This window comes from Ruegeria sp. D4 (assembly GCF_056534475.1).
Genome location: NZ_JBQFPJ010000002.1, coordinates 326,505 through 349,278, shown reverse-complemented (window position 1 = coordinate 349,278; position 22,774 = coordinate 326,505). Strand labels below are relative to the sequence as shown.

22 protein-coding genes are annotated in these 22,774 nt (G+C 58.0%); 18 read left to right on the top strand and 4 right to left on the bottom strand.

Annotation, left to right across the window (positions count from 1 at the left end):
• Positions 1 to 3: 3 nt before the first annotated feature.
• From ACR0MI_RS05675 to ACR0MI_RS05610, 14 genes are all read left to right on the top strand, one after another.
• On the top strand, positions 4 to 999 hold the full coding sequence (locus tag ACR0MI_RS05675) for an ABC transporter permease (RefSeq protein WP_170612492.1): 996 nt from the start codon (positions 4 to 6) through the stop codon (positions 997 to 999).
• Positions 999 to 1,979 (top strand): sugar-binding transcriptional regulator, encoded by a 981-nt coding sequence (locus ACR0MI_RS05670; protein ID WP_170612494.1) that lies wholly within the window; start codon positions 999 to 1,001, stop codon positions 1,977 to 1,979. Before ACR0MI_RS05675 ends, ACR0MI_RS05670 begins: the two co-directional genes overlap by 1 nt.
• On the top strand, positions 1,969 to 2,964 hold the full coding sequence (locus ACR0MI_RS05665) for an aldo/keto reductase (RefSeq protein WP_480853865.1): 996 nt from the start codon (positions 1,969 to 1,971) through the stop codon (positions 2,962 to 2,964). The genes ACR0MI_RS05670 and ACR0MI_RS05665 overlap by 11 nt, the downstream gene beginning before the upstream one ends.
• A gap of 33 nt (positions 2,965 to 2,997) precedes the next feature.
• Entirely contained in the window at positions 2,998 to 4,719 is a 1,722-nt protein-coding gene (locus ACR0MI_RS05660) for a glycerol-3-phosphate dehydrogenase/oxidase (protein WP_170612498.1), read from the top strand.
• The gene (locus ACR0MI_RS05655) at positions 4,710 to 5,552 is read left to right on the top strand and encodes a class I fructose-bisphosphate aldolase (RefSeq protein ID WP_170816877.1); all 843 of its coding nucleotides are present in this window, start codon (positions 4,710 to 4,712) and stop codon (positions 5,550 to 5,552) included. The genes ACR0MI_RS05660 and ACR0MI_RS05655 overlap by 10 nt, the downstream gene beginning before the upstream one ends.
• Complete coding sequence (locus ACR0MI_RS05650) at positions 5,545 to 7,056, top strand: FGGY-family carbohydrate kinase (protein ID WP_170612501.1); 1,512 nt, start codon at positions 5,545 to 5,547, stop codon at positions 7,054 to 7,056. The genes ACR0MI_RS05655 and ACR0MI_RS05650 overlap by 8 nt, the downstream gene beginning before the upstream one ends.
• Positions 7,057 to 7,060: 4 nt before the next feature.
• Positions 7,061 to 8,071, top strand: coding sequence for a zinc-binding alcohol dehydrogenase family protein (locus ACR0MI_RS05645; protein WP_170612503.1), 1,011 nt, complete (start codon positions 7,061 to 7,063; stop codon positions 8,069 to 8,071).
• 19 nt (positions 8,072 to 8,090) lie between these two features.
• Positions 8,091 to 9,704: a GMC family oxidoreductase N-terminal domain-containing protein gene (locus tag ACR0MI_RS05640; protein WP_170816875.1), complete on the top strand. Its 1,614-nt coding sequence runs from the start codon at positions 8,091 to 8,093 to the stop codon at positions 9,702 to 9,704.
• A gap of 3 nt (positions 9,705 to 9,707) precedes the next feature.
• The gene (locus tag ACR0MI_RS05635) at positions 9,708 to 9,992 is read left to right on the top strand and encodes a putative quinol monooxygenase (RefSeq protein ID WP_170612507.1); all 285 of its coding nucleotides are present in this window, start codon (positions 9,708 to 9,710) and stop codon (positions 9,990 to 9,992) included.
• A gap of 356 nt (positions 9,993 to 10,348) precedes the next feature.
• Positions 10,349 to 11,365 (top strand): substrate-binding domain-containing protein, encoded by a 1,017-nt coding sequence (locus ACR0MI_RS05630; RefSeq protein WP_170816874.1) that lies wholly within the window; start codon positions 10,349 to 10,351, stop codon positions 11,363 to 11,365.
• Between the two features lie 215 nt (positions 11,366 to 11,580).
• Entirely contained in the window at positions 11,581 to 13,089 is a 1,509-nt protein-coding gene (locus ACR0MI_RS05625) for a sugar ABC transporter ATP-binding protein (RefSeq protein WP_480490920.1), read from the top strand.
• Positions 13,086 to 14,114, top strand: coding sequence for an ABC transporter permease (locus ACR0MI_RS05620; protein ID WP_170612513.1), 1,029 nt, complete (start codon positions 13,086 to 13,088; stop codon positions 14,112 to 14,114). Before ACR0MI_RS05625 ends, ACR0MI_RS05620 begins: the two co-directional genes overlap by 4 nt.
• Positions 14,114 to 15,136: an ABC transporter permease gene (locus tag ACR0MI_RS05615; RefSeq protein WP_170612515.1), complete on the top strand. Its 1,023-nt coding sequence runs from the start codon at positions 14,114 to 14,116 to the stop codon at positions 15,134 to 15,136. Before ACR0MI_RS05620 ends, ACR0MI_RS05615 begins: the two co-directional genes overlap by 1 nt.
• Positions 15,133 to 16,101, top strand: coding sequence for a sugar-binding transcriptional regulator (locus tag ACR0MI_RS05610; protein WP_170612517.1), 969 nt, complete (start codon positions 15,133 to 15,135; stop codon positions 16,099 to 16,101). The genes ACR0MI_RS05615 and ACR0MI_RS05610 overlap by 4 nt, the downstream gene beginning before the upstream one ends.
• Here ACR0MI_RS05610 and ACR0MI_RS05605 read toward each other — a convergent pair.
• The 4 genes from ACR0MI_RS05605 to ACR0MI_RS05590 all read right to left on the bottom strand — a co-directional run bounded on the left by ACR0MI_RS05605 (position 16,087) and on the right by ACR0MI_RS05590 (position 18,393).
• Positions 16,087 to 16,290 (bottom strand): hypothetical protein, encoded by a 204-nt coding sequence (locus tag ACR0MI_RS05605; RefSeq protein WP_170612519.1) that lies wholly within the window; start codon positions 16,288 to 16,290, stop codon positions 16,087 to 16,089. The two genes, ACR0MI_RS05610 and ACR0MI_RS05605, sit on opposite strands and share 15 nt — an antisense overlap.
• 155 nt (positions 16,291 to 16,445) lie before the next feature.
• On the bottom strand, positions 16,446 to 16,964 hold the full coding sequence (locus ACR0MI_RS05600; protein WP_170612521.1) for a GNAT family N-acetyltransferase: 519 nt from the start codon (positions 16,962 to 16,964) through the stop codon (positions 16,446 to 16,448).
• A gap of 79 nt (positions 16,965 to 17,043) precedes the next feature.
• Entirely contained in the window at positions 17,044 to 17,628 is a 585-nt protein-coding gene (locus ACR0MI_RS05595) for a VOC family protein (RefSeq protein ID WP_170613137.1), read from the bottom strand.
• A 408-nt stretch (positions 17,629 to 18,036) separates the two neighbouring features.
• The gene (locus ACR0MI_RS05590; RefSeq protein WP_170816873.1) at positions 18,037 to 18,393 is read right to left on the bottom strand and encodes a hypothetical protein; all 357 of its coding nucleotides are present in this window, start codon (positions 18,391 to 18,393) and stop codon (positions 18,037 to 18,039) included.
• Positions 18,394 to 18,484: 91 nt separating this feature from the next.
• On the opposite strand from ACR0MI_RS05590, the gene ACR0MI_RS05585 reads away from it, so the two are divergent.
• From ACR0MI_RS05585 to arsB, 4 genes are read left to right on the top strand one after another with little or no spacing between them, the layout of a single operon-like run.
• The gene (locus ACR0MI_RS05585; protein WP_170612525.1) at positions 18,485 to 19,312 is read left to right on the top strand and encodes an arsenate reductase/protein-tyrosine-phosphatase family protein; all 828 of its coding nucleotides are present in this window, start codon (positions 18,485 to 18,487) and stop codon (positions 19,310 to 19,312) included.
• A gap of 1 nt (position 19,313) precedes the next feature.
• Positions 19,314 to 20,312, top strand: a complete 999-nt coding sequence (locus ACR0MI_RS05580) for an ArsJ-associated glyceraldehyde-3-phosphate dehydrogenase (protein ID WP_170612527.1) — start codon at positions 19,314 to 19,316, stop codon at positions 20,310 to 20,312.
• Positions 20,309 to 21,574: an organoarsenical effux MFS transporter ArsJ gene (gene arsJ / locus ACR0MI_RS05575; RefSeq protein WP_170612529.1), complete on the top strand. Its 1,266-nt coding sequence runs from the start codon at positions 20,309 to 20,311 to the stop codon at positions 21,572 to 21,574. Before ACR0MI_RS05580 ends, arsJ begins: the two co-directional genes overlap by 4 nt.
• Positions 21,571 to 22,593, top strand: coding sequence for an ACR3 family arsenite efflux transporter (gene arsB / locus ACR0MI_RS05570; protein WP_170612531.1), 1,023 nt, complete (start codon positions 21,571 to 21,573; stop codon positions 22,591 to 22,593). Before arsJ ends, arsB begins: the two co-directional genes overlap by 4 nt.
• The last annotated feature ends 181 nt before the right edge of the window (positions 22,594 to 22,774 follow it).

Sequence of the window (22,774 nt, the reverse complement as noted above, 5' to 3'; positions counted from 1 at the left end):
AATATGGACAACACGGTGAACCTGACCCAAGCGGGAACCGCCGAAAGCATACCGCCGCTGAAACGCCTGTTTCATATGCGCGAAACGGGGTTGATTGTCATCATTCTGGCGTTGTTTTTGATCATGTCCTTCGCCTCCCCCTATTTCCTGACTTGGGCAAATATGCGGGCGATGTCGATGGCCTTTGCGGTGGACGGACTGCTGGTGATCGGCATGACAATCCTGCTGATCTCGGGGGGGATCGACTTGTCGGTCGGTTCGGTCACGGCGCTGGCCATGGTGATCGCGGGGTGGCTTTTCCTGAGCGGGGTGAACCCGTGGGTAGCCTCGGCCATGGCGATCGCGCTGTGTACGGCCATCGGGGCCTTTATGGGGTTCTTCGTAACCCGAGTTGGGCTGCATCATTTCATCGTATCGTTGGCGATCATGGTAATTGCGCGGGGGGCTTGCCTGTTGTTCACGGGTGGACGGCCGCTGGGGCTGTATACTCTGCCGCCCGAATTCAAATTCATCGGACAGGGATCGGTCGGGCCGATCCCGATAGTGATCATCATTTTCCTTGTCTTCGTGATCGCCTTTGATTTCATGCTGCGGCGCACGACCATGTTCCGGAAGGTGTTCTATACCGGTTCCAACGAAAAGGCCGCGGCCTATTCGGGCATCCGCACGAAGAAGGTGATCTTTCTGACCACCACGTTGTGTTCAACGCTCTGTGGCGTGGCGGGTATCATCTACATGGCCCGGTTCGGCTCGGCGCAGCCGACGTTCGGGTTGGGGCTGGAACTGACCATCATCGCCGCTGCCGTGATCGGCGGGGCCAGTCTGAATGGCGGCTCGGGGTCGATCCTTGGCGCAATCCTCGGCGTCATCCTGTTGTCGCTGGTGTCCAGTTCGCTGGCGCTGCTGGACGTGTCGGTCTACTGGCAGGACATCATCCGTGGGTCGATCCTGCTGGCGGCGGTCACCATCGACCACTACCTGAACAAGAGGCGCGGGTGATGGTGGGCAAGAAGAAAGACTTCGAACTGATCCGGCAGATCCACACCGTTCTGGTTCTGCATTACCTGGAAGGTCAGAAGCAGGCCGATATTGCCCGGACGCTGAACCTGTCGAACTCGAAGGTCAATCGCCTGATCACACAGGGCCGCAATATGGGCATGGTAAAGATTGACATCGAAAGCCCGTTCGAGACGTTGATGGATATCGAACGTGATCTGGCCCGGTCGACCGGTCTGAGCGACGCCATCGTCACCCCGTCGGTCGCCGGCAGCGCCGAGACGACCCTGCAGCAGGTCGGCCGCGCTGCCGCCAATCATCTGGTTGAAACCCTGCGGGATGGGGATGTCATCGCAATCACCGGCGGCAAGGCCGTCAGTGCAACAGTCGAGGCGCTGGAACCCGAGCGTGATTTTGACGTGACCGTTGTACCGCTGACGGGGGGTATTCAGGGCAAGTACTACACGGACGTTAACCATCTGGCGACGCAGATGGCAGACCGGTTGGGCGGCAAAACCATGCTGTTGCACGCACCGCTGTTCGCCGAAAGCCGTGAACAGCGCGACATGCTGGAACAGGTCTCCTCGATCCGCGAGGTACTGGACCTGGCCCGCCGGGCAGATGTCGCTCTGGTCGGGGTCGGATCGATCGAGCCGGAAGGCTCCAGCTATTACGACCTGCACCCTGTGCCCGAGGCGGATCGCAAGATGTTGGTGGGCATGGGCGTGATCGGAGAGCTCCTGGCCCATCTCATCCATATCGACGGGTCGGTGTCGAACTATGCCCTGAACTCGCGATTGGTGTCGGTTTCACCATCCGATCTGGCGCAGTGCTCGCGCGTGATCGGGGTCAGTGCAGGGGCGCAGAAAGTGCAGCCAATCAAGGCAGTGCTGAACGGAAAGTTTCTCAACTCGCTGATCCTGGACGAAGATACAGCGACCGCAGTCATACAGGAAATGGAAGGAACACGGGATGTCGCATGAGATGCTGACACGGGAAATCGGAACGTCTGGGATCGAAGCATCGGTCATCGGGCTGGGCACATGGGCCATCGGTGGCTGGATGTGGGGCGGCACGGACGAGGCGAAGTCCATTGCGGCAATTCGGGCCTCGGTCGATGCAGGGGTGACGCTGATCGACACGGCCCCCGCATATGGTCAGGGCGTCGCTGAAGACATTGTTGGCAAGGCGCTAAAGGGGCGGCGCGACAAGGTCGTGCTGGCCACGAAATGCGGGCTGGTCTGGCATACACAGAAGGGCAACCACTTCTTCGACTATGACGGCAAGCCGGTGCATCGCTATCTGGGCAAGGACGCGATCATCCATGAGGTCGAGCAGAGCCTGACCCGCCTGGGCACCGACTATATCGACCACTACATCACCCACTGGCAGGACCCGACAACACCCATTGCCGAGACGATGGAGGCGCTGGAGACCCTGAAACAGCAAGGCAAGATCCGCTCGGTCGGGGCCAGCAACACCTCGGTCGACGAGGTACGGGCCTATGTGGCCGCGGGGCAGTTGGACGCCATCCAGGAAGAATACTCGATGGTCAAGCGCGACATCGAAGGCACTTTGCTGCCGGTGTGCCGTGAGAATGGCGTATCCGTGCTCAGCTATTCCTCGCTGGCACTTGGGTTGCTCAGCGGCAAGATCGGTCCGGATCGTGAGTTTACCGGCGATGATCAACGCAAGGACAACCCGCGCTTTTCCATGGCGAACCGCCAGAAGGTAGCGGACCTGATGGCGACCATCGCACCGATTGCCGAAGGGCATGACGCGACGCTGGCACAGACTGTCATCGCATGGACGGTACAGCAGCCGGGGATCACCTTCTCACTTTGCGGTGCGCGGGATGCAGCACAGGCAGTCGAGAATGCGAAGGCAGGGCAGCTGCGCCTGACCGAAGCCGAGATCGCCGAGATCGACACCCAAGCCCGCGCGCATCTGAGCGATCTGGACAGCTGAACCATCGAAGCCTTCGCGAAAAACAGGACCATCATGTCAGAACAACGACAACAACACCTGACAAAACTGCGCGAGAACGCCGCGTTTGACGTGGTGGTGATTGGCGGGGGCGTGAACGGAATCGGTGTCTACCGCGATCTTGCCCTGCAGGGGCTTCGGGTGCTGCTGGTCGAACGCAACGATTTTGCCTCGGGCTGTAGTGCCGCGCCATCCCGGATGATCCATGGTGGCCTGCGCTATCTGGAAAACGGTGAGTTCGATTTGGTGCGGGAGTCGCTTCAGGAACGCGATGCGCTTTTGGTGAATGCTCCACACATGGTGCGGCCTTTGCCGACGGTGATCCCCGTAACCTCGGTCTTTTCCGGAATGTTCAATGCCGCGGCGAGCTTTGTCGGCCGGCATGGCAAACCCTCCAGCCGCGGGGCGGTGCCGATCAAGCTGGGTCTGTCGCTTTATGACTGGGTGACGCGCAAGCGGCGAATTCTGCCCAGGCATCATTTCAACAGCGTTGGTCGCACACGCAAGGACTGGCCCGCGCTCACACCGAAAGCCACACGTTCAGCGGTGTACTACGACGCGCAGATCACCCATCCCGAACGTTTATGCGTTGAAATGATCCGCGACGTTCAGATCGCGGTCCCGGAATGCGTTGCCCTCAACTACGCGGAGATGGCAACAGATGGCGATGGCTATTCAGTGATCGACAGGCGCAGTGGCGAGACTCTGCAACTTGATCCAAGGGTAATCGTAAACGCGACTGGCGCTTGGCTGGACGATACCGTCCAAGTTCTTGGTGGTAGCTCGGATGAGCAGATGGTCTCGGGCACCAAGGGCTCGCACCTGATAGTCGAAAACCCGGCTCTGTTTCAGGCGCTTGGTGATCATATGGTCTATTTCGAAAACACGGACGGGCGGGTGTGCATCGTGTTCCCCTATCAGGGCAAGGTGTTGGCCGGATCGACTGACATCCGCGTCGAGAAAGCCGCGCGGGTGCGCTGCGAGCCGGAGGAACTCGACTACATCCTCGGCTCACTTCGGTTGGTTTTTCCCAAGATCAAGGTCACGCCCGACCAGGTGGTGTTCAGCTTTAGCGGTATCCGTCCGTTGCCGCGCAGCGATCACGATTTCACCGGTCGAATATCGCGCGGCCATTTCACGCGACGTTTGGACGGAGATGTTCCCCAGTTCTGCATGGTCGGCGGCAAATGGACCACGTTCCGCGCTTTTGGAGAACAGACCGGGGATGAGGTTCTGGCCGAGTTGGGCAAGCCCCGGCAAACTTCGACCCTGGGGCTTGCCATTGGCGGCGGCGCGCTGTTCCCCGACGATCCGCGTACCTTGGAAAGCCGGCTGGAAGAAGAATTCCACGTTACACCTGATCGCGCACAACACCTGATCGGGCACTACGGCAGTCAAGCGGATGATGTTGCGCTGTTCTGCCAGTTGGTTGACGACACGCCTCTGGCGGAAGGCTGCTCTTACACCAGGGCCGAGATCATCTGGCTGATGCGCACCGAATTTGTCGAAACCCTGTCCGACATTGTCCTGCGCCGGACCGCGCTGGCCATCACAGGCCAGATTTCCGAAGTACTGATGGACCGGCTGGGTGGCATCTTTGTCGATGAACGTGGTCTCAGCCAACAAGAGATTACCAATCAGATCCAAGCCCTGATCCACGAATTGTCCGAGTTTCACGGCGTGTCCGCCGAGGCTCTGACCGCACGAAACAAGGAACGGAGAACAGAATGCGTGTAAGCACCAAGGCCCGGATGAACCGGATGTTCACGAACGGGGGATGTCTGGATGTGGCGATCGACCACGGCGTTTGCAACGAGCCCAGCTTTATGGTCGGGCTGGAGGATATGGCGGGTGTTATGGACACGCTGATCGGGGCCAGGCCGGACGCGATCCAATGTGCCTACGGGCAGGCCGATCTGCTGCAATCGCGCCCCGAAAAGGACAAGCCCGCGCTGGTGATGCGGATCGACATGGGCAACCCTTACAACGATCAGCGCCACCGGGTGATGTGGTCGATGCTGCAAAACGCAGACGAACCGATCATCGGCGCGCTGGAAATGGACGCCGCCGCCGTCGTTGTGAACCTGTTCATGCTGCCGGATGAGCCTGAACTGTTCCGCCAATGCGTCGAGAATATCAGCAAGGTGCGCGCAGCCTGCCACAAATACGGGATGCCGCTGATGATCGAGCCCCTGGTCATGCTGCCCAACGATGTGCGCGGAGGCTACCAGGTGGATGGCAATGCCGAGAAGATCGTGACACTGGTGCGTCTGGCCTCGGAAATGGGGGCCGACATCATCAAGGCGGACCCAACCGAGAACCCCGAGGATTTCCACCGCGTGATCGAGGCCGCCCGCGTGCCGGTTTTGGTGCGTGGTGGTGGCAAGGAAGACCTTAAGACCGTACTGATGAAGTCGGCGGCGCTGATGGCACAGGGCGCGCAGGGCATGGTCTATGGCCGCAATATCTATCAGCATGACAACCCCAAGGCAGTTGTGGCCGCTCTGATGGCGATGATCCACAATAACGCAAGCGGTGAAGAAGCGTGGGATATCTATAACAGTGGCTGAGAACGGGTATATTCTGGGGCTGGATGCAGGAAACACAGTCATCAAGGCTGTGCTTTTTGACCTGCAGGGGCGCCCTGTGGCGATGCAGGCGCTGGACGGGCAGTCCTCGACGCCGCAGCCAGGGCATGTCGAGCGTGACCTGAACGAGTTGTGGGCAAATGCCCGGCAGGTGATCGGCGGATGTATCGACAAGGCCGGGATAACCCCTGACCAGATCATCGGCGTTGGCTGTGCCGGGCATGGCAACGGGCTTTACCTGCTGGACAAGGCGGGCGCGCCGTTGATCGGCATCCAATCGCTGGACACGCGTGCCGCATCTCTGGCTCAGGAGCTTTCCGAGGTGGCCGGCGACGCCTTGCACGCGTTGTGCCTGCAAAAGCCGTGGCCGTCTCAGACCCCGGTTCTTCTGGCCTGGATCAAACGGCACCGACCCGAGCTTTATGCGCGGACCGGTACGGTTATGCTGTGCAAGGATTTCGTAACCTACAAGCTGACCAGTGAGCGGGTTAGCGAGATTTCGGACATGTCAGGTTGCGGCCTGACTCGCATGCCGGATTGCACCTATGACGACGGCCTGTTGGCACTTTACGGCCTGAGCGATGCGCGTGAGATGCTTCCGCGCCTGATCGATCCGGCGGATATTGCCGGAACCGTCAGTCAAGAGGCCGCCGTCGCAACGGGTCTGGCCGAAGGCACGCCGGTGATCGGCGGTTATTTCGATGTGGTCTCCAGCGCAATGGGTTCGGGGGTCGTGCGCGCCGGAGAGGCTTCGATCATCGCGGGCACTTGGAGCATCAATCAGGTTTTCTCGGATGCGCCAGCGGTCAATCACGATTTGTTCATGGTGTCGGGTTTTGGTCCGAACCGGTTCGTGAATATCGAGGCCAGTGCCACGTCGGCGGCCAATCTGGAATGGTATGTGCGCGAGTTCGTCGAACGCGGGGGTCATCATGACGACCCGTTCGGACACTGCAATGCCAAAGTGGCCGAGGTTGATCCCGCGCCAGACGATCCGTTTTTTCACCCCTTTCTCTACGGCTCGGGACAGGGGGCGTCTTTCCGGGGTGGGTTCTATGGTGTCGCGGGCTGGCATGGCGAAGGCCACATGCTGCGGGCCCTGTTCGAGGGCGTTTTGTTCGAGCATCGCCGCCATATCGAGGTTCTGAAAACCGCAGGCGTCGGATTCGACCAGGCGGTTCTGTCTGGCGGCGGGTCACGCAGCCCGGTCTGGCCGAAGATGTTCGCGGATTGCCTTGGCGTGCCGATCTATGTGGCCGAGGCGCAGGAAACGGGCGCTTTGGGCGCGGCCATCGGAGTAGCGGTGGCGACCGGAACTTATGAAACATACGAAGACGCGATTGGTCAGATGACCCGCCGCGACTCTGAGTTCCAGCCGAATACGGCGATGCAGCGCCATTACGACACTCGCTACGCCAAGTATCTCGGGTTGATCGAAGCGATGCGCGGGTTCTGGGACGACGCTCAAACGACATTTGAAAGGTAGAAAAATGAAAGCTGTAGGGTTTCTGAAGTCACTGCCGATTGAAGCACAGGACAGCCTGTTGGATGTCGATCTGCCGGAACCGGTCGTGCTGCCAAACGATCTTCTGGTGGAAATCAAAGCGATCTCGGTAAACCCCGCAGATGCGAAACGCCGCATCCGGACAGCCGCCGAGCAGGATCATGCGGAGCCGTTCATTCTTGGATATGACGCGGTTGGGATTGTCCGCGACATGGGCGCAGAGGTCACTGGTTTTTCCAAAGGCGACCGGGTCTGGTACGCGGGTGATGCCAATCGTCCGGGATCATATGCAGAGTTGCAGGCGGTTGATCATCGGATTGCGTCCGTGGCACCGTCCTCGGTCAGCCCCGAAGCAGCAGCGTCGCTTCCCCTGGTGTCGCTGACCGCGTGGGAAATGCTGTTTGACCGTCTGCAAGTGCCCGCCAATGAGACTCCCGCCAGTCTGCTGGTCATAGGCGGGGCCGGAGGGGTCGGATCGATCACTTTGCAACTGGCGCGCAAGCTGACTGGCCTGCACCTGATCGCAACCGCCTCGCGCCCGGAAACCACCGCGTGGTGCAAGGAAATGGGTGCGCATCAGGTGGTGAACCACCGCGATCTTGTCGCCGATTTCCGGGCCGCCGGGCATGATACCGTGGACTACATCACCCAATACGCCGATACCGGGCAGCATTGGGACGCAATGTGCGAACTGATCGCGCCACAGGGACGGATCGGGACCATCGTCGAGACGGATGAAAAGCTGGACATCTCAGCCCTGCAAGGCAAATCCGCCGCGTTGATGTGGGAGCTGATGTTCACGCGATCTCTGTTTGGCACCGCGGATATGGCGCGTCAGGGGCAGATATTGGCGCGGGTTGCCAGACTTGTTGATGACGGGATCATTCGGACAACTGAAACCAAAACGCTGCGGGGCTTGTCGGCGGGCACGCTGAAAGAAGCTCATGGGATCATTGAAACCGGCCGCATGATCGGCAAACTTGTCCTCGCGTATTAATCAGAAAGACCAGAAATTCATGACAGACGCCCGGCAACTTGATGGGGACTACGACTATATCATCGTCGGCGCAGGCACGGCCGGATGTGTTCTGGCGAACCGATTGACCGAAGACCCCAAAACACGAGTTCTGCTGCTCGAGGCAGGCGGGTCAGACAACTACCACTGGGTGCATATTCCGGTTGGCTATCTCTATTGCATCGGCAACCCGCGTACCGACTGGATGATGAAAACCGCGCCCGAACCGGGGCTGAACGGGCGTTCTCTGGCCTATCCGCGCGGTAAGGTGCTGGGGGGATGCACGTCGGTCAACGGCATGATCTACATGCGGGGCCAGGCCGCGGACTACGATCACTGGCGGCAGCTGGGAAATACTGGCTGGGGTTGGGATGACGTGCTGCCCTATTTCCTGAAATCCGAGGATCACCATGCCGGGCGGACCGACATGCATGGGCATGGCGGTGAATGGAAGGTCTCGAAACAGCGTTTGGAATGGGACATCCTTAGGGCCGTGCAGGAAGGCGCCAAGGAGTTCGGCATTCTGCCGCGCGCCGATTTCAACGATGGCAATAACGAAGGAACGGGGTTTTTCGAGGTCAATCAGCGCAAAGGTGTGCGATGGAACACGACCAAAGGCTTTCTGCGGCCGGCGATGAAACGCCCTAATTTGCGTGTTCTGACCCATGCCGAGACCGAGATGCTGTTGTTCGACGGCAAACAGGTAACGGGCGTGCGCTATCAGCATAAAGGCGAGCGATGCGAAGCTTTTGCCCAGGCCGAGGTGTTGCTGGCGGCCGGAGCGGTCAACTCGCCCAAGATTCTGGAACTGTCGGGTGTCGGGCGGGGCGATGTTCTGGCTGATCACGGAATCGCTCTACACCACGAAAGCCAAGGTGTCGGCGAGAACCTGCAGGATCATTTGCAAATCCGGACGGTGTTCAAAGTCCAGAACGCAAAAACTCTGAACACGATGGCGAATTCCCTGGTTGGAAAGGCGAAGATCGCTCTGCAATATGGTCTGACGCAATCCGGGCCGATGTCGATGGCTCCCAGCCAGTTCGGCATGTTCACCAAATCCAACCCGGACCTGGCCACGCCAGATCTGGAATACCACGTGCAGCCCCTGTCCACGGACAAGCTGGGCGACCCGTTGCACCCGTTCCCGGCGATCACCGTATCGGTCTGCAACCTGCGCCCTGAAAGCACGGGCACCTGCCATATTCAGGCGGCGGATACCAAGGCGCAGCCTGACATTCGCCTGAACTACCTGTCGACCGATAATGACAAACAGGTCGCCGTGAAATCCGTGCGGCAGGCGCGGATGATCATGACGGCGAACGCTCTGAAACCCTATCAGCCGCAAGAAATCCTGCCCGGTCCGGTGATGGAGTCCGAAGATGACTTGGTAAAAGGTGTCGGGGATATCGCCACCACAATTTTCCACCCCGTCGGTACCTGCAAGATGGGGTCGGACGCCTCAGCCGTGGTGGGCGCGGATCTCAGGGTGCATGGGCTGAAGGGATTGCGGGTGGTCGACGCGTCGATCATGCCGAAAATCGTTTCGGGAAACACCGCGTCACCTGTTGTGATGATCGCGGAAAAGGCGGCGGATATGATCCGCAAGGGAGTCTGAGAAGTGTCGGAAGTCGTGATCATCGCGCGGATCGTGCCGGAAGACGGCCAGAAGGAAACGCTGCGCGCTGCCATAGATGATCTGGCCGCTGCCAGCCGCGAAGAGGCGGGAAACAAAGGCTATGACGTGTTTGTTCCAGCCAGCCGACCGGCTGAGTTTCTGATCCATGAAATCTGGTCAGATGCCGAGGCGATTGCCAATCACGGGCGCATGCCGCACATGACAAGATTCAAGGAAATCGTGAAGGGAAAGGCCCAGATTTCGGTTCAAAAACTGGCCAAAACCTAAGGCCAAGGGATTCGTTTTTCTGATTTTTTGCTGAGTTTCCGCATAATTTTTTTCTCTGTCATAGTTCTGGTGACAGAGGGGCAATTCGCATGTGGAGTATGCAAGGCATGGGTATAAAAAATATACAATAAAAACAATAATATAAGCGAAAAGTGTACTGGCCGATCTCACGGAACATCTTAGGCGAAAGACCGCCAAAAACGTTGACTGCACACCTCAAAATGATAATAATAACAATCACTGCAATATATTTCAGCTTCAATTCCTGAGGAGGGGCATTGGCTGAGATCGCGGCTCCGGAGCGCTCTGTCCCGGATCGACCGCACTCTGGAGAAAACAAAAGGGAAGAGAAGAAAATGCAGCGGAGGAATGTATTCAAGGCCGGCCTGCTGGCAACTACACTGACGTTTGTTGGAGGCGCCGAAGCCTTTGCCGATGATAGCAAGCGGATCGCGTTCTTTGTATCTGACTTGTCGAACGTGTTTCACCAGTCTCAGGCCGCCGAGGCCGAGCGTTACGCAAAAGAAAAGTACGGCGCTGAGGTGGTGGTGTTTGATGGCCGGGCGGATTCAGCCGTCATGACTCAGAACGTTGACCAAATTGCAGCAGGTGGATTCGATGCTGCCACACTGCACATCTGGGATGCCGAGGCCGCCACACCCGGTGTCGAGGATGCTTTGGCAGATGATATCGTCATGACCTCGTTCTTCAGCCCGATCACGGATACCGGCATTCCGACCGCGCGCAGCGATGAAGCCGCAGTGTCGTTCGAGATGGGCACGCAAATGGCCAAGGCCTGGAAAGAGGCACATCCCGATAAACCTATCGTCATGGTGCAACTGGGTTGGCCAAACCATACCGAAGTCAACTCGGGCCGGACCGCGCCATTTGCCGAAGGTGTCCTGTCGGTTGATCCCGACGCCGAAAATCTGGGCGCGCTGGATTCCAGCAAGGGCCAGGAAGCGGCCAAGCAGATCATCGTCGACCTGCTGACACAGCGCCCCGAAGTGAACCTGATCTATTCCGAAGCATCGAACCTGACCGTGGGAACGATGGCCGGGCTGGCGCAGCTGGGGCGCGGCAAGTTCGACAATGGCAAGCCGCTGACCGAGATTGTGGCCAGTGTCGACTTTGACTCGGTCGAGTTCGAACAGGTTTATGATCCTGCTTCCAGCCTAAAAGTTTCGATGGGTCTGCCGCCTGTGGAAACCGCGCAGGGCCGGATTGACCTGATCATGGATGTGCTGGACGGCAAGATCGAACGGACCTCGGACACGGCGGAAGAGTTTTTCTACAAGGCCTACACTGTTTCCTACTGGTCCATGCCGAAGGAAGAGGCCGAGCAGTGGCTGAAGGACCAGTTCGGTGGCTGATGGACGTTGACTGAACCAGGCTTTGGCAAACAGGTCCGTTGGTCGACAACGGGCCTGATCTGCCCAGCCGGTTCTTTCAATGCTGCCTGCTCAAACACCGCAAACCCGCACGGGGTTCCGGCGCTGGTGGCAACGCATCCAAACTCGGATAAGCTTGATCCAGGGACGCGGCCCTATGCGCCGGTCGGAGGCTTGCGGATTAAAAGGGGATGATCGTGCAGATTGCTTTTGCCGAAAAAGCGCTGTCCGTCAGGGATTTGACCAAGGACTACCCCGGCGTGAGGGCCGTGGACACCGTGTCATTCGACATTGATCGCAACACGGTGCATTGCCTGGTCGGAGAGAACGGTGCAGGAAAATCGACCATCGTGAAGATGCTGACCGGGGCACTGGCCCCGACCAGCGGAACGATGGCCATCCAGGGCCAGGCCTATGAGCCAAACAGCACCCAGGATGCCCGTGAAAGCGGTGTAGGGACGCTGTTTCAGGAATTGCATGTGGTTGATCAACTGACCGTCGAGGAAAACCTGACACTGGGGATGGAAGCCAGTCGCTTTGGTTTTCTGGTCAAGTCAGACCTTGAAGACCGCGTGATCAAAACTCTAGCAGCGATTGAGCCGACAATTGACCCCAAAGCGCGTGTGTCCTCGCTGAGCGTCGCGCAGAAACAAATCGTCGAGATCGCCCGTGCCGCGTCCTCGGGTGCGAGCATCATCATCATGGACGAACCGACCGCAGCGCTGTCGGAGCGTGAAGTGGAGCGCCTGTTCGGCGTGATCAGGCGGCTGCGGGACGCGGATGTGACGGTCATCTATATCTCGCACAAGCTGGATGAGATTTTTGAACTGGGTGACAATGTCACCGTCATGCGCGATGGCAAACACATCGCCACCAAACCACTGACCGAAGTAAACGGCCGCCCTGAACTGATTGAGATGATGGTGGGACGCGCGATCACTCATGATTATGAGCCGCGCGGTGAAATTGCGGATAGTCCGGTGCTGACAGTCAAAGGTCTGAGCAATCACCTGCTGAAAGACGTGTCTTTTCATGTAAATGAGGGAGAGATCGTTGGCTTTTACGGTCTGGTCGGTGCAGGCAAGACCGAGGTCGCCCGGGCGATATATGGGGCCGACAAGGCCGAAGGGCAGATAGATTTCAAGAACCGCAAACGCGCGGCCTCGCCCAAGGAAGCCATCGCGGCAGGGATCGCCCTGGTTCCCGAGGAACGGCGCACGCAGGGCCTGTTCACCGAACTTACGATCCGTCGCAATATTCCGATCATGAACATCCGCAAGCTGGCCCGGTTCGGCATCTTTCAGGATGAGCGCGAAAAAGAAGTCGCTCGCGAGTATGTCGGCAAGTTGGGGATCGCGACGAATTCCATCGAGAAATACGCCGAGAAATTATCGGGCGGAAACCAGCAAAAGGTTGTTCTGTCCAAATGCCTGTTCGCTGATGCGGATCTGTTGTTGCTGGATGAACCCACCCGCGGCGTCGACGTGGGCGCAAAATCCGAAATCTACGATCTGATCCGCGGCCTGGCGAACAACGGCCGCGCGATCTGCATCTTTTCGTCAGAACTGGAAGAGGTGCTGGGCATCTGCGACCGGGTCTTTCTGATGTATGATGGCCGCATCGAGGCCGAGATCAAAAACGGGGCAGAGGTCGACATTCCGTGTATCCTGAATGTCGTTACCGGTGGGGGCGGTGAAAACTCATGACCGATCAGGCAATTCAGGGCCGAAGGCTGGCTGAGCGGGACAACAGTCTGAGTGACGAGATGTTCATCACCTCTCTGGTAGCGGGGGCCGCCATGGCACTTTTCGCGCTCGCCTCCGTTTTGGTGCCCAACTTCTTCCAGTTTCAGAACGTCGTGAATCTGGTGACCAATAACTGGGCAGTGATTTCGCTGGGCGTTGGGGTCACGTTCTTGCTGGTTTCGGGAAACTTCGACCTGTCGGTGGGCGGTATCGTGGCGCTTTCGGGCGTATTAGCGGTGTGGTTCGCGCAGTCTACGGATGGGGCGAATGCACTTTCTTCAGGCTGGGGGATGCCGACATCGCTGGCGATGGTTTGCGCGCTGATCGGGGCAATGCTGATCGGAGCTATCAACGCGATCTTCGTGGTTGTGCTGCGCGTGCCGTCGATCATCGTCACGTTGGGCACCATGATGCTGGCGCGCGGAATTGCACAGGTGATCACCCAAGGCTCGCAACGCAACACCAACCTGCCCTCGGATTTCGGAACGTTGGGGAACATGACCATGTTCGGCACCTCGATCAAACTGCCGGTGGTGCTGATGGCGATTCTGATCCTCGTGGCCGTTTTTGTTGAGCGTAAGACAGTGTTCGGACGGCTGACCTATCTGATCGGCGCGAACCCGGTGGCCTCACGTTTGTCTGGCGTCGACAACGCGCGGCATGTGGTGAAGCTCTACCTGTTCAGCGCCTTTGTTGCCGGGGCCGTGGGGATTCTGCTGGCATCCGAGTTCAAATCGGGCTTTTCCAACCGCGGCACACTGATGGAATTCGACGCGCTTGTCATCTCTCTTCTGGGCGGGGTTGCGATTGCCGGCGGGTTCGGGTCGATTATCGGCATGTTCTTTGGGGCGATCGTTCTGGCCACCGTGACCTCGGCTGCGACGGGTTTGGTGCTGTCACCGGACTGGCAGTTCACCCTCAAGGCCATCGCGGTGTTCATCGCGATCATGGCCCAGACATGGGCTTTGGCGCGGAGGCACGCGTGATGACCGACCTTACCCAAAGCCCGAGGGTCGGAGATCGTGTGAAACGGTTCCTGAAAGACTACTACATCTATCTGGTCCTCATCCTCGTCGTCGTGCTGCTGAGCACCGCCAACCTGGACAAGTTCCCGCTGTTCGAGCGCGGCAACTTTCTGAGCGAGCGAAATATCATCAACATCCTGCGCATCTCGGCCCCGATCCTGACACTGGCAGGAGCTTTCACACTGCTGATGATCTCGGGTTATATCGACCTGTCCGTGGGCAGCGCCATGAGCCTGAGCGCGGTCGTCTACGCCCTTCTGGCCATCAACGGGATACCCTTCCTGCCCGCCTTTCTTGCGACGGTTCTGTTAGGGGTTCTGTTGGGCGCGATTAACGGGTTTCTGGTAATCCGGCTGAAGATCACACCGGTCATTGCAACGCTGATCACACTGAGCCTCTATAAGGGCATTGCGCTGCTGCTGGTCGAAGATGGCGTCTCGGCCATCAAATCCGGCGGTGGGCTGAAAATGCCGAGTTGGTTCAACGACTACGGGCGGGATGGCGTTCTGTTTGGCCTGCCCTGGGCCTTCTGGGTGGCCGTTCTGGTGACGATTGCGATGATCATTGCGCAGGATCGGATGAAGCTGGGTAAATACGCGGCGGCAACCGGAGGCAACCCAACGGCGGCGAAACTCTCGGGCATCAACACGGCCCGCACGGTGATCATCCTTTACGTTCTGGTCGGCATCTGCGCCGCACTGGCCGGGATTGCCCGGTCCAGCTTTATGTCGCTGGGTGATCCGCTGTCAGGCGACGGCATGGAATTAACCGCTATACTTGTGGTTCTGTTGGGTGGTACAGCCTTCAGCGGCGGTGAGGGGCGTGTTTTGAAATCCTTCATCGGCGCGTTGATCATCATGTCCCTGACAGTTGGCATGTTGACACTTGTGCCCGCCTATTTCCAAACTCTGGTCGTGGGCACCGTGTTGTTGCTGGCGGCCGCGTCGAACCATTTGGTGAGCAGAAAGGACAACGAGAGTTGAACGCCAGCGGACCCGATCCCGATACCCTGCGCCTGATTGCCCGCGTCCTGACCTTGCATTTTCAGGAAGGTCAGCTGCAAGCCGAGATTGCGAAGAACCTTAGGCTATCGACCGCCAAGGTGAACCGACTCATCAAGCAAGGCCGCGAGATGGGTATGGTCGAGTTTCGGATCCACAGCCCATTCCAACGGTTGTTTGATCTGGAAAACCAACTGAAGCAGCGATGGTCCGGTGTCGAATTTCTGGTCGTCGATACGGTCACCGAGAATGCGGGCACCACACTGGATCTGGTCGGCAAGGCTGCGGCCCAATACTTTCAGGAAATCGTGCAAGAAGACGACGTCATCGCAATCTCGGGCGGCAAGGCGCTGAGCGTCGTGGCCAACCACCTGCGGCCTAAGAGGTCCACATCAAACAGGGTCATTCCAATGACCGGCGGCGTTCAGGGGCAACACTATACGGATGTAAACCATATTGCGACGCGCATTGCGGACGGGCTTGGCGGTTTGGCTACCCTCATACACATCCCCCTGCACGCCGATACCAAAGAAGAGCGTGACATGCTTATGTCGGTCCGAGCGGTACGGGATGTGCTGAATCACGCGCGAAACGCAAATGTCTCGCTTTTGGGATTGGGCGCCGTGACCGGAGAGGATGCAACCTACTACCAAGCTCACCCCCTGTCAGAAGAGGAACGGATTCAGCTGTATGACAGCGGCGTCAGGGCCGAACTGCTGGGACATCTGGTCAATTCCGCAGGTGAGCTATGCAGCAGTGAACTTAATTCCAGACTGGTAAGCCTGCCGCTTTCAGATGCCAAGTTGGTTCCCATCCGTATTGGCGTGGCAAGTGGAAAAGAAAAGGTTGAGCCGATCCTGGCCGCATTGAATGGCGAACACGTCAATACCTTGGTGGTTGATGACATAACCGCTCAGTCAGTATTGGATAGTTCAGCGAAGGAATAATGTTTCTGCTTCGGTCGGAATCAGCTTGTCTATCGTCAAAAGAACTGCCCTTTTTGGCGGTTCGTTTTCGTTCCGGAAGCGCTGAGGTTCCTTCAAGTCATCAACGCCCATTCCGCCGCATTTCTTCTTCCAGCGATAACAGGTTTGCTCCACAATACTGTTTGGCCGGATCGCTTCCAGACGAGACATTCCTTAACCATCAGAAACTCAACTGTTGCTGTTGGTGACTGAAAATACGGCTGAGACGGACGCAACCAGCCGCCGTAATTCGAACCTCGCATCACACCGCCGATGCGGTCGATGTCCCCCTGAGCCCGAGCCGACCTTCTTGAGCCGGAAAGCTGCTAGCCTTCGGTAAGAGGACGCTCCATGAAATAGACATACGGCTGCCATTCGCTAGGAAATCCCTCGGAATGTGGTGCGTCCACGAAGCCGGCAGCTTCATACATTGATCGGGCGTGCGTGAGAAACTTCGCTGAAGAAAAGCGCACACGTTGATATCCGTCTTTGATCAATTGCTCGAACATGTGGCTCAATAGCTGGCGACCAATTCCAAAGCCACGACCATTGTCGTTCACGAACATGCGGTTAAACTCGGCAAGTCCGGGACGCGCCTCGTTGTACATCACGCATCCAACCGGCTGATCATCGAGCAACGCGAGAAGAATGCCGCCATGTGGTCTGGCATGTAGAGAGGGGAGATCGTCCAGTATCGCCCGAAACCGGACCGGGTCCATCGGGTTTCCTTCGGTTGGCCAGTCGGCTGGGTAGTTTTTCCAATGCCAGTCCAACCACTGTCGGCACAAGTCGCGGACTTGTTCGAATTCGGCCTCACTCGATGCCATTCGTATCAAGACTTCCATTGTTTCAGCCTGCCCACTTCAATCTGTTGGAACACGGTCAATATGATTCAGGCGTTCTCGCAAAGATCCCCTGCATCGATCAGGTGTAGGGGTTTCTGGCCGAGCGGTCTGCGGACAGGCTCTGCTGATCCCTTCGCACCAGAAGCTCAATGGCGTCAGCAAGATGTTCCTTGTCGATATGGTGATCTCCGCGAGCCACCCGGATGCGGTGCGCTTCTATCATAACGTCGGCGTGCCGGCAGCCTTCGGGTGGCTCAAATCGGTACGAGGCCAATTCGATCCGCAGCCCGAGCGGATCACGAAAGTAAATCGAATCCATGAATCCGCGATCGACAGGACCGGTATGCGCGACACCGCGCGCATCAAGCCGTGCTGGGACCTGCCAGAATGTCGCTTGGCTGACGTTCAGGGCAAGGTGGTGCAGTGACCCGGTGTCTTCGGGAACAATGGTTGGGTCAGGCTTGCGGTCCTCATTTGTGAAGACGGTAATCAATCGACCGTCACCGGGATCGAAGTAAAGATGCCCCTCATTCGGATTGTCGAGGTTCGGTTGATCGAAGACAAACGGCATACCCAACACACCTTCCCAAAAGTCGATCGAGGTTTGCCGATCCGCTCCGACAAGTGTGATATGGTGAACTCCCTGGGTTTGGATTTTTCGCAGTTCGTCGCTCTTTTCCATTTCCGTTACCACCCTGTTTGTCTCTTGGTAGCACAGATCGGCAAAACGCGCGAACGAACCGTTGGCTTCGACTGCTTTGCGGACCATCTCACTTGGCGGATTGCCCTGGAAAAAACTCAGCAATGTCCTCCGCAAGGTCAAGTCCGAGCCTATTTGCAGAGTTATGACTCGTTGACTTTCAACGCCGTTAGATGATGGTTGCCGCGAGGGCGATGGTGGAAATGTAGACTTTCGGTTGACTGCCGGATCGGGTCGCGACGCGTCGCGTGTTATTGAGCCAGCCGAACATGGTCCGGAAACTGTTGCGCCGAGTACATCGATGCTTGTCAAGTTTCACGGCTTACTTGCCTTACTTTGGTCCAAGGATGAACCTCCGTATCCCTTGGCCTTTCAAACCTTCTTGGAACCGGCCGATTTAATGGCCTTATTTATCAAGTGGTCAGTCGATGTTGGGCGCGCTGTTCGGGAATGCCTTCGCGCAGACTTGTCCAGCGGACATGAACTGGTCGAGTGGGTGTTGCTTGCTTCTGTAAAAGGTACGTTGATCATTGCGGTTTCCACTTCGCCGGTGAATCGCGCTGTTTTACCCTTGGAATCATCGAAGGTCTTTCCACTCCAGACCCGCCTTTCACTGAAGTGAGGCATTCCATGAGATGTGGGGAAGCAATTCTTAAAATCCACGATCTTGGCACCCGCCAGACGGAATAGATCAGACATCTCCAATGCTCGTTTTGAACCGTGGATCATGAGTCAAACCGGAATCAACGGGTTTCGATTTTAATGCCCACCTTTGTCATGCCGATTGACGCGTTACTATTATTTCTATATTTCATGAAATATGATAGAAAGAATCACAGAACAGTTGTCAATCCTGGGACACCCGCAGCGGATAACCGTTTTCCGCATGTTGATGCGGCGGTTTCCCGATACTGTGCCCGCAGGAGAGCTGGCAACCGAACTGGGCATCAAGCCCAGCACGATGTCCAACTACCTCAACGCTCTGCAGCGGTCGGGCCTGGTGTCGCAGACGCGGTCCGGAACCTCTTTGCTCTATTCGGTTGAAATGACGAACGTACAGCGCATGCTCGACTTTCTGATCGTCGATTGCTGCCGTGGCCGGCCGGATATCTGCATGCCCTTCACAAAAGGAGATGGTGCCAAGACCGAACGCAAGTACAACGTATTGTTTCTGTGTGTCGGCAATTCCGCCCGCTCGATATTTGCGGAGTCGTTGCTGCGGTCCCTTGGACCGGATCGTTTCAATGTTTATTCCGCAGGAACCCAGCCCACCTCTGAACTGAATCCGTTCGCCGTTCAGGTTCTGAAGGACAAGGGACATGACGTTTCGGTTCTGCGTTCCAAACATATGTCCGAGTTCTTCGAGGCCGGCGCTCCGGAAATGGATTTTGTCTTTACCGTCTGCAATCAGGCAGCCAACGAGGAATGCCCGGCCTGGGAGGGCCAGCCGATCAGCGGCCATTGGGGCATGGTCGACCCTGTCAAGGCGCAGGGCACCGACGCGGAGAAAGCGCTGGCCTTTCAGAACGCTTACGGCGCGCTCAAGCGGCGCATCGAAACCTTTATATCGTTGCCGGTCGAAAGCCTCGACCGGATCGCATTGCAATCTGCTGTCGATGACATCGGCAGGAATGTCGCCGGAGAATGAAATGACGACATATGCTGTGAACGGACTGGGCCGGATGGGAAAACTGGCGCTGAAGCCTTTGCTGGACAAGGGCGCCAGGATCGCCTGGATCAATGACGCAGTTGGCGACCCGGCGATGCATGCGCATCTGCTGGAGTTCGACACTGTGCACGGGCGCTGGGACGCAACATTTGCGCATGATGCGGACAGCGTCACGGTCAACGGGACGCGCCTGCCCTTCATCGGAACCAAAGACCTGAACGCCTTGCCACTCGACGGTGTCGATGTGGTGATCGACTGCACCGGCGTATTCAAAACCGAAGCCAAGCTGGCTCCGTATTTTGAGGCGGGCGTGAAGAAGGTCGTTGTTTCGGCCCCGGTCAAGGACGGCCCCACCGCCAATATCGTCATGGGCGTGAACGAAGACACCTATGACCCCGCCACGCATCACATCGTGACGGCGGCCTCCTGCACCACCAACTGTCTGGCGCCGGTTGTGAAGGTCATTCACGAAAACCTCGGCATCCGCCACGGGTCTATGACGACAATCCATGACGTGACCAACACACAGACCATTGTAGACCGCCCCGCCAAAGACCTGCGCCGCGCCCGGTCCGCGCTGAACTCGCTGATACCGACCACCACCGGATCGGCCACGGCGATCACACTGATCTATCCGGAACTGAAAGGGCGGCTGAATGGCCATGCAGTGCGGGTGCCGCTGCTGAACGCCTCGCTGACCGATTGCGTGTTCGAAGTGGAACGTGAAACCACCGCCGAGGAGGTCAACGCCTTCTTCAAATCTGCAGCCGAAGGTGAGCTGAAAGGTATTCTGGGTTATGAAACCCGGCCGCTGGTTTCGACCGACTACACCAATGACGAACGGTCTTCGATCATCGATGCGCCGTCGACCATGGTGGTGAACGGGACGCAGGTGAAGGTCTACGCGTGGTACGACAATGAAATGGGTTACGCACACCGTCTGGTGGACGTCGCAATGATGGTTGGAAACGCGCTGTGACCCAGCGGCCCGAAGGACTGTCGGCCTATATCGCGGTCACGGCGGCCTATTGGGCCTTTATGCTGACCGATGGAGCCTTGCGTATGCTGGTGTTGCTGCACTTTCATACCATGGGGTTCTCGCCGGTGCAGCTGGCATATCTGTTTGTCCTGTATGAAGTCGCCGGGATGGGCACGAACCTGGCGGCCGGCTGGATCGCGGCGCGGTTCGGGTTGGCATCAACGCTTTACGCGGGGCTTTGCTTGCAGGTCGCGGCGCTGCTTGCCCTGACGCAATTAGATCCTAACTGGGACATTCCGGCCAAAGTAGCCTTTGTGATGATCGTTCAGGGGGCGAGCGGGATCGCCAAGGATCTGGCCAAAATGTCTTCAAAATCCGCAGTGAAGCTGCTGGCCCCGGCCGAAGGCGACGGGCTGTTTCGTTGGGTCGCCATCCTCACCGGATCGAAGAATGCGGTGAAGGGGTTGGGTTTTCTGCTGGGGGCCGGGTTGCTGGCGACGCTAGGCTTTATGTGGGCCACGCTGGCCATGGCCATTGTGCTTGCAATCATTCTGATCGCAGTCTTCGTTCTGATGCCGCCCGGCCTGCCCAAAGGACGCAAAGGCGCAAAATTCTCCGAGGTCTTCTCGAAGTCCGCCAATGTGAACTGGCTGTCCTTGGCACGCGTCTTTCTTTTCGGCGCGCGGGACGTCTGGTTTGTGGTCGGTATCCCGATCTATTTCTATGCCGTTTTGTCGGACGGAACTGACGAAGGCAACCGCGCCGCGTTCTTCATGATCGGAACCTTCATGGCTGTGTGGGTGATCCTGTACGGGGCGGTACAGGCCAGTGCGCCGAAAATCCTGCACGCGGCAGAGCGCAGCGAGAGCGACCTGATCCAGGCCGCACGCAATTGGGCTGCGGCCCTGTTCTGCGTTCCTGCGGCTCTAACGCTGGCGGTTCTGCTGTCTTCGGGTCCCGAGACATGGCTGACCGCGACGCTGGTTCTGGGCTTGCTGGCGTTCGGCGCGATCTTCGCCGTCAATTCCGCATTGCACTCCTACCTCATCCTGGCCTTCACCCAATCGGAGCGGGTCACGATGGATGTGGGGTTTTATTACATGGCCAACGCGACGGGCCGCCTGATCGGCACCGTCCTGTCCGGCCTCACCTATCAGGTCGGGGGCCTGCCGCTGGTTCTGGGAACGGCGGCGGTGATGGTCGCCGCTGCTGCTCTGACATCCGGCAAACTCATCGACCAGACGTCCGAGGCCCTCTCATGACTGTTTTTGAACGCTACCTGTCCGTCTGGGTCGCCCTTGCCATGGTCGCAGGTGTTTTGATTGGCCTTGCCGCGCCTGGACTGGTCGGGCTGATTGCCTCGGCCGAGGTGGCCAGTGTCAACCTTGTGGTGGCTGTACTGATCTGGGCGATGGTTTATCCGATGATGGTCGGCGTCGATTTCGGCGCGGTGGCGGGCGTGGCACGCCAGCCCCGCGGACTGATCGTTACCCTGACGGTCAACTGGCTGATTAAACCCTTTACCATGGCGCTGCTGGCGGTCCTGTTCTTCGATTACGTTTTTGCCCCGTGGATCGAACCCGAGGATGCTGCCCAATACACAGCGGGGCTTATCCTGCTTGGCGCGGCGCCCTGCACGGCGATGGTGTTCGTCTGGTCTCAACTGACCCGGGGCGATGCGACCTATACGCTGGTTCAGGTGTCGGTAAATGACCTCATCATGGTCGTGGCTTTCGCGCCAATTGTTGCCTTTCTGCTGGGCGTAACGGACATCTCGGTGCCGTGGCAAACCCTGGTTCTGGCAACCGTGCTGTACGTGGTTCTGCCCCTGATTGCCGGGCTGATCACCCGTCGCAAACTGGGCACGCAAGCGGCGATTGACGCCTTTTCAGCGCGGGTCAAGCCGTGGTCGGTCATGGGGCTGATCGCAACGGTCGTCATCCTTTTCGGCCTGCAAGGAGAGACGATCCTCTCGAAACCGCTTGTCATCTTGCTGATCGCTGTTCCGATCCTGATTCAGAGCTATGGTATCTTCGCGCTTGCCTATGGCGCGGCCTATGCGCTGAAAGTTCCGCATCGCATCGCCGCACCCTGCGCCATGATCGGAACCTCGAATTTTTTCGAACTGGCGGTTGCCGTCGCCATCAGCCTGTTCGGCCTCAATTCCGGTGCCGCTCTGGCGACTGTGGTCGGGGTTCTGGTCGAAGTTCCGGTGATGCTGTCACTGGTTGCTTTTGCCAACAGGACGCGCGTTTCAGTTCAACAGCGCGCAGAAAGCTGAAGTCGCAGAATTGAACAGGTGCGCAAAAAAAGCGCCGGATGACAAATAATATAAGCAGGCCAGTCTTCGGACACAACGCGGTTGACCAAGTCGATGAAAGACAAGGTAATTCCTGAAAACTAGGTAGTTCCAGGGCTCTCGGATACCGGGTTCAGAACGTGCGATTCAATCCCACATCGTT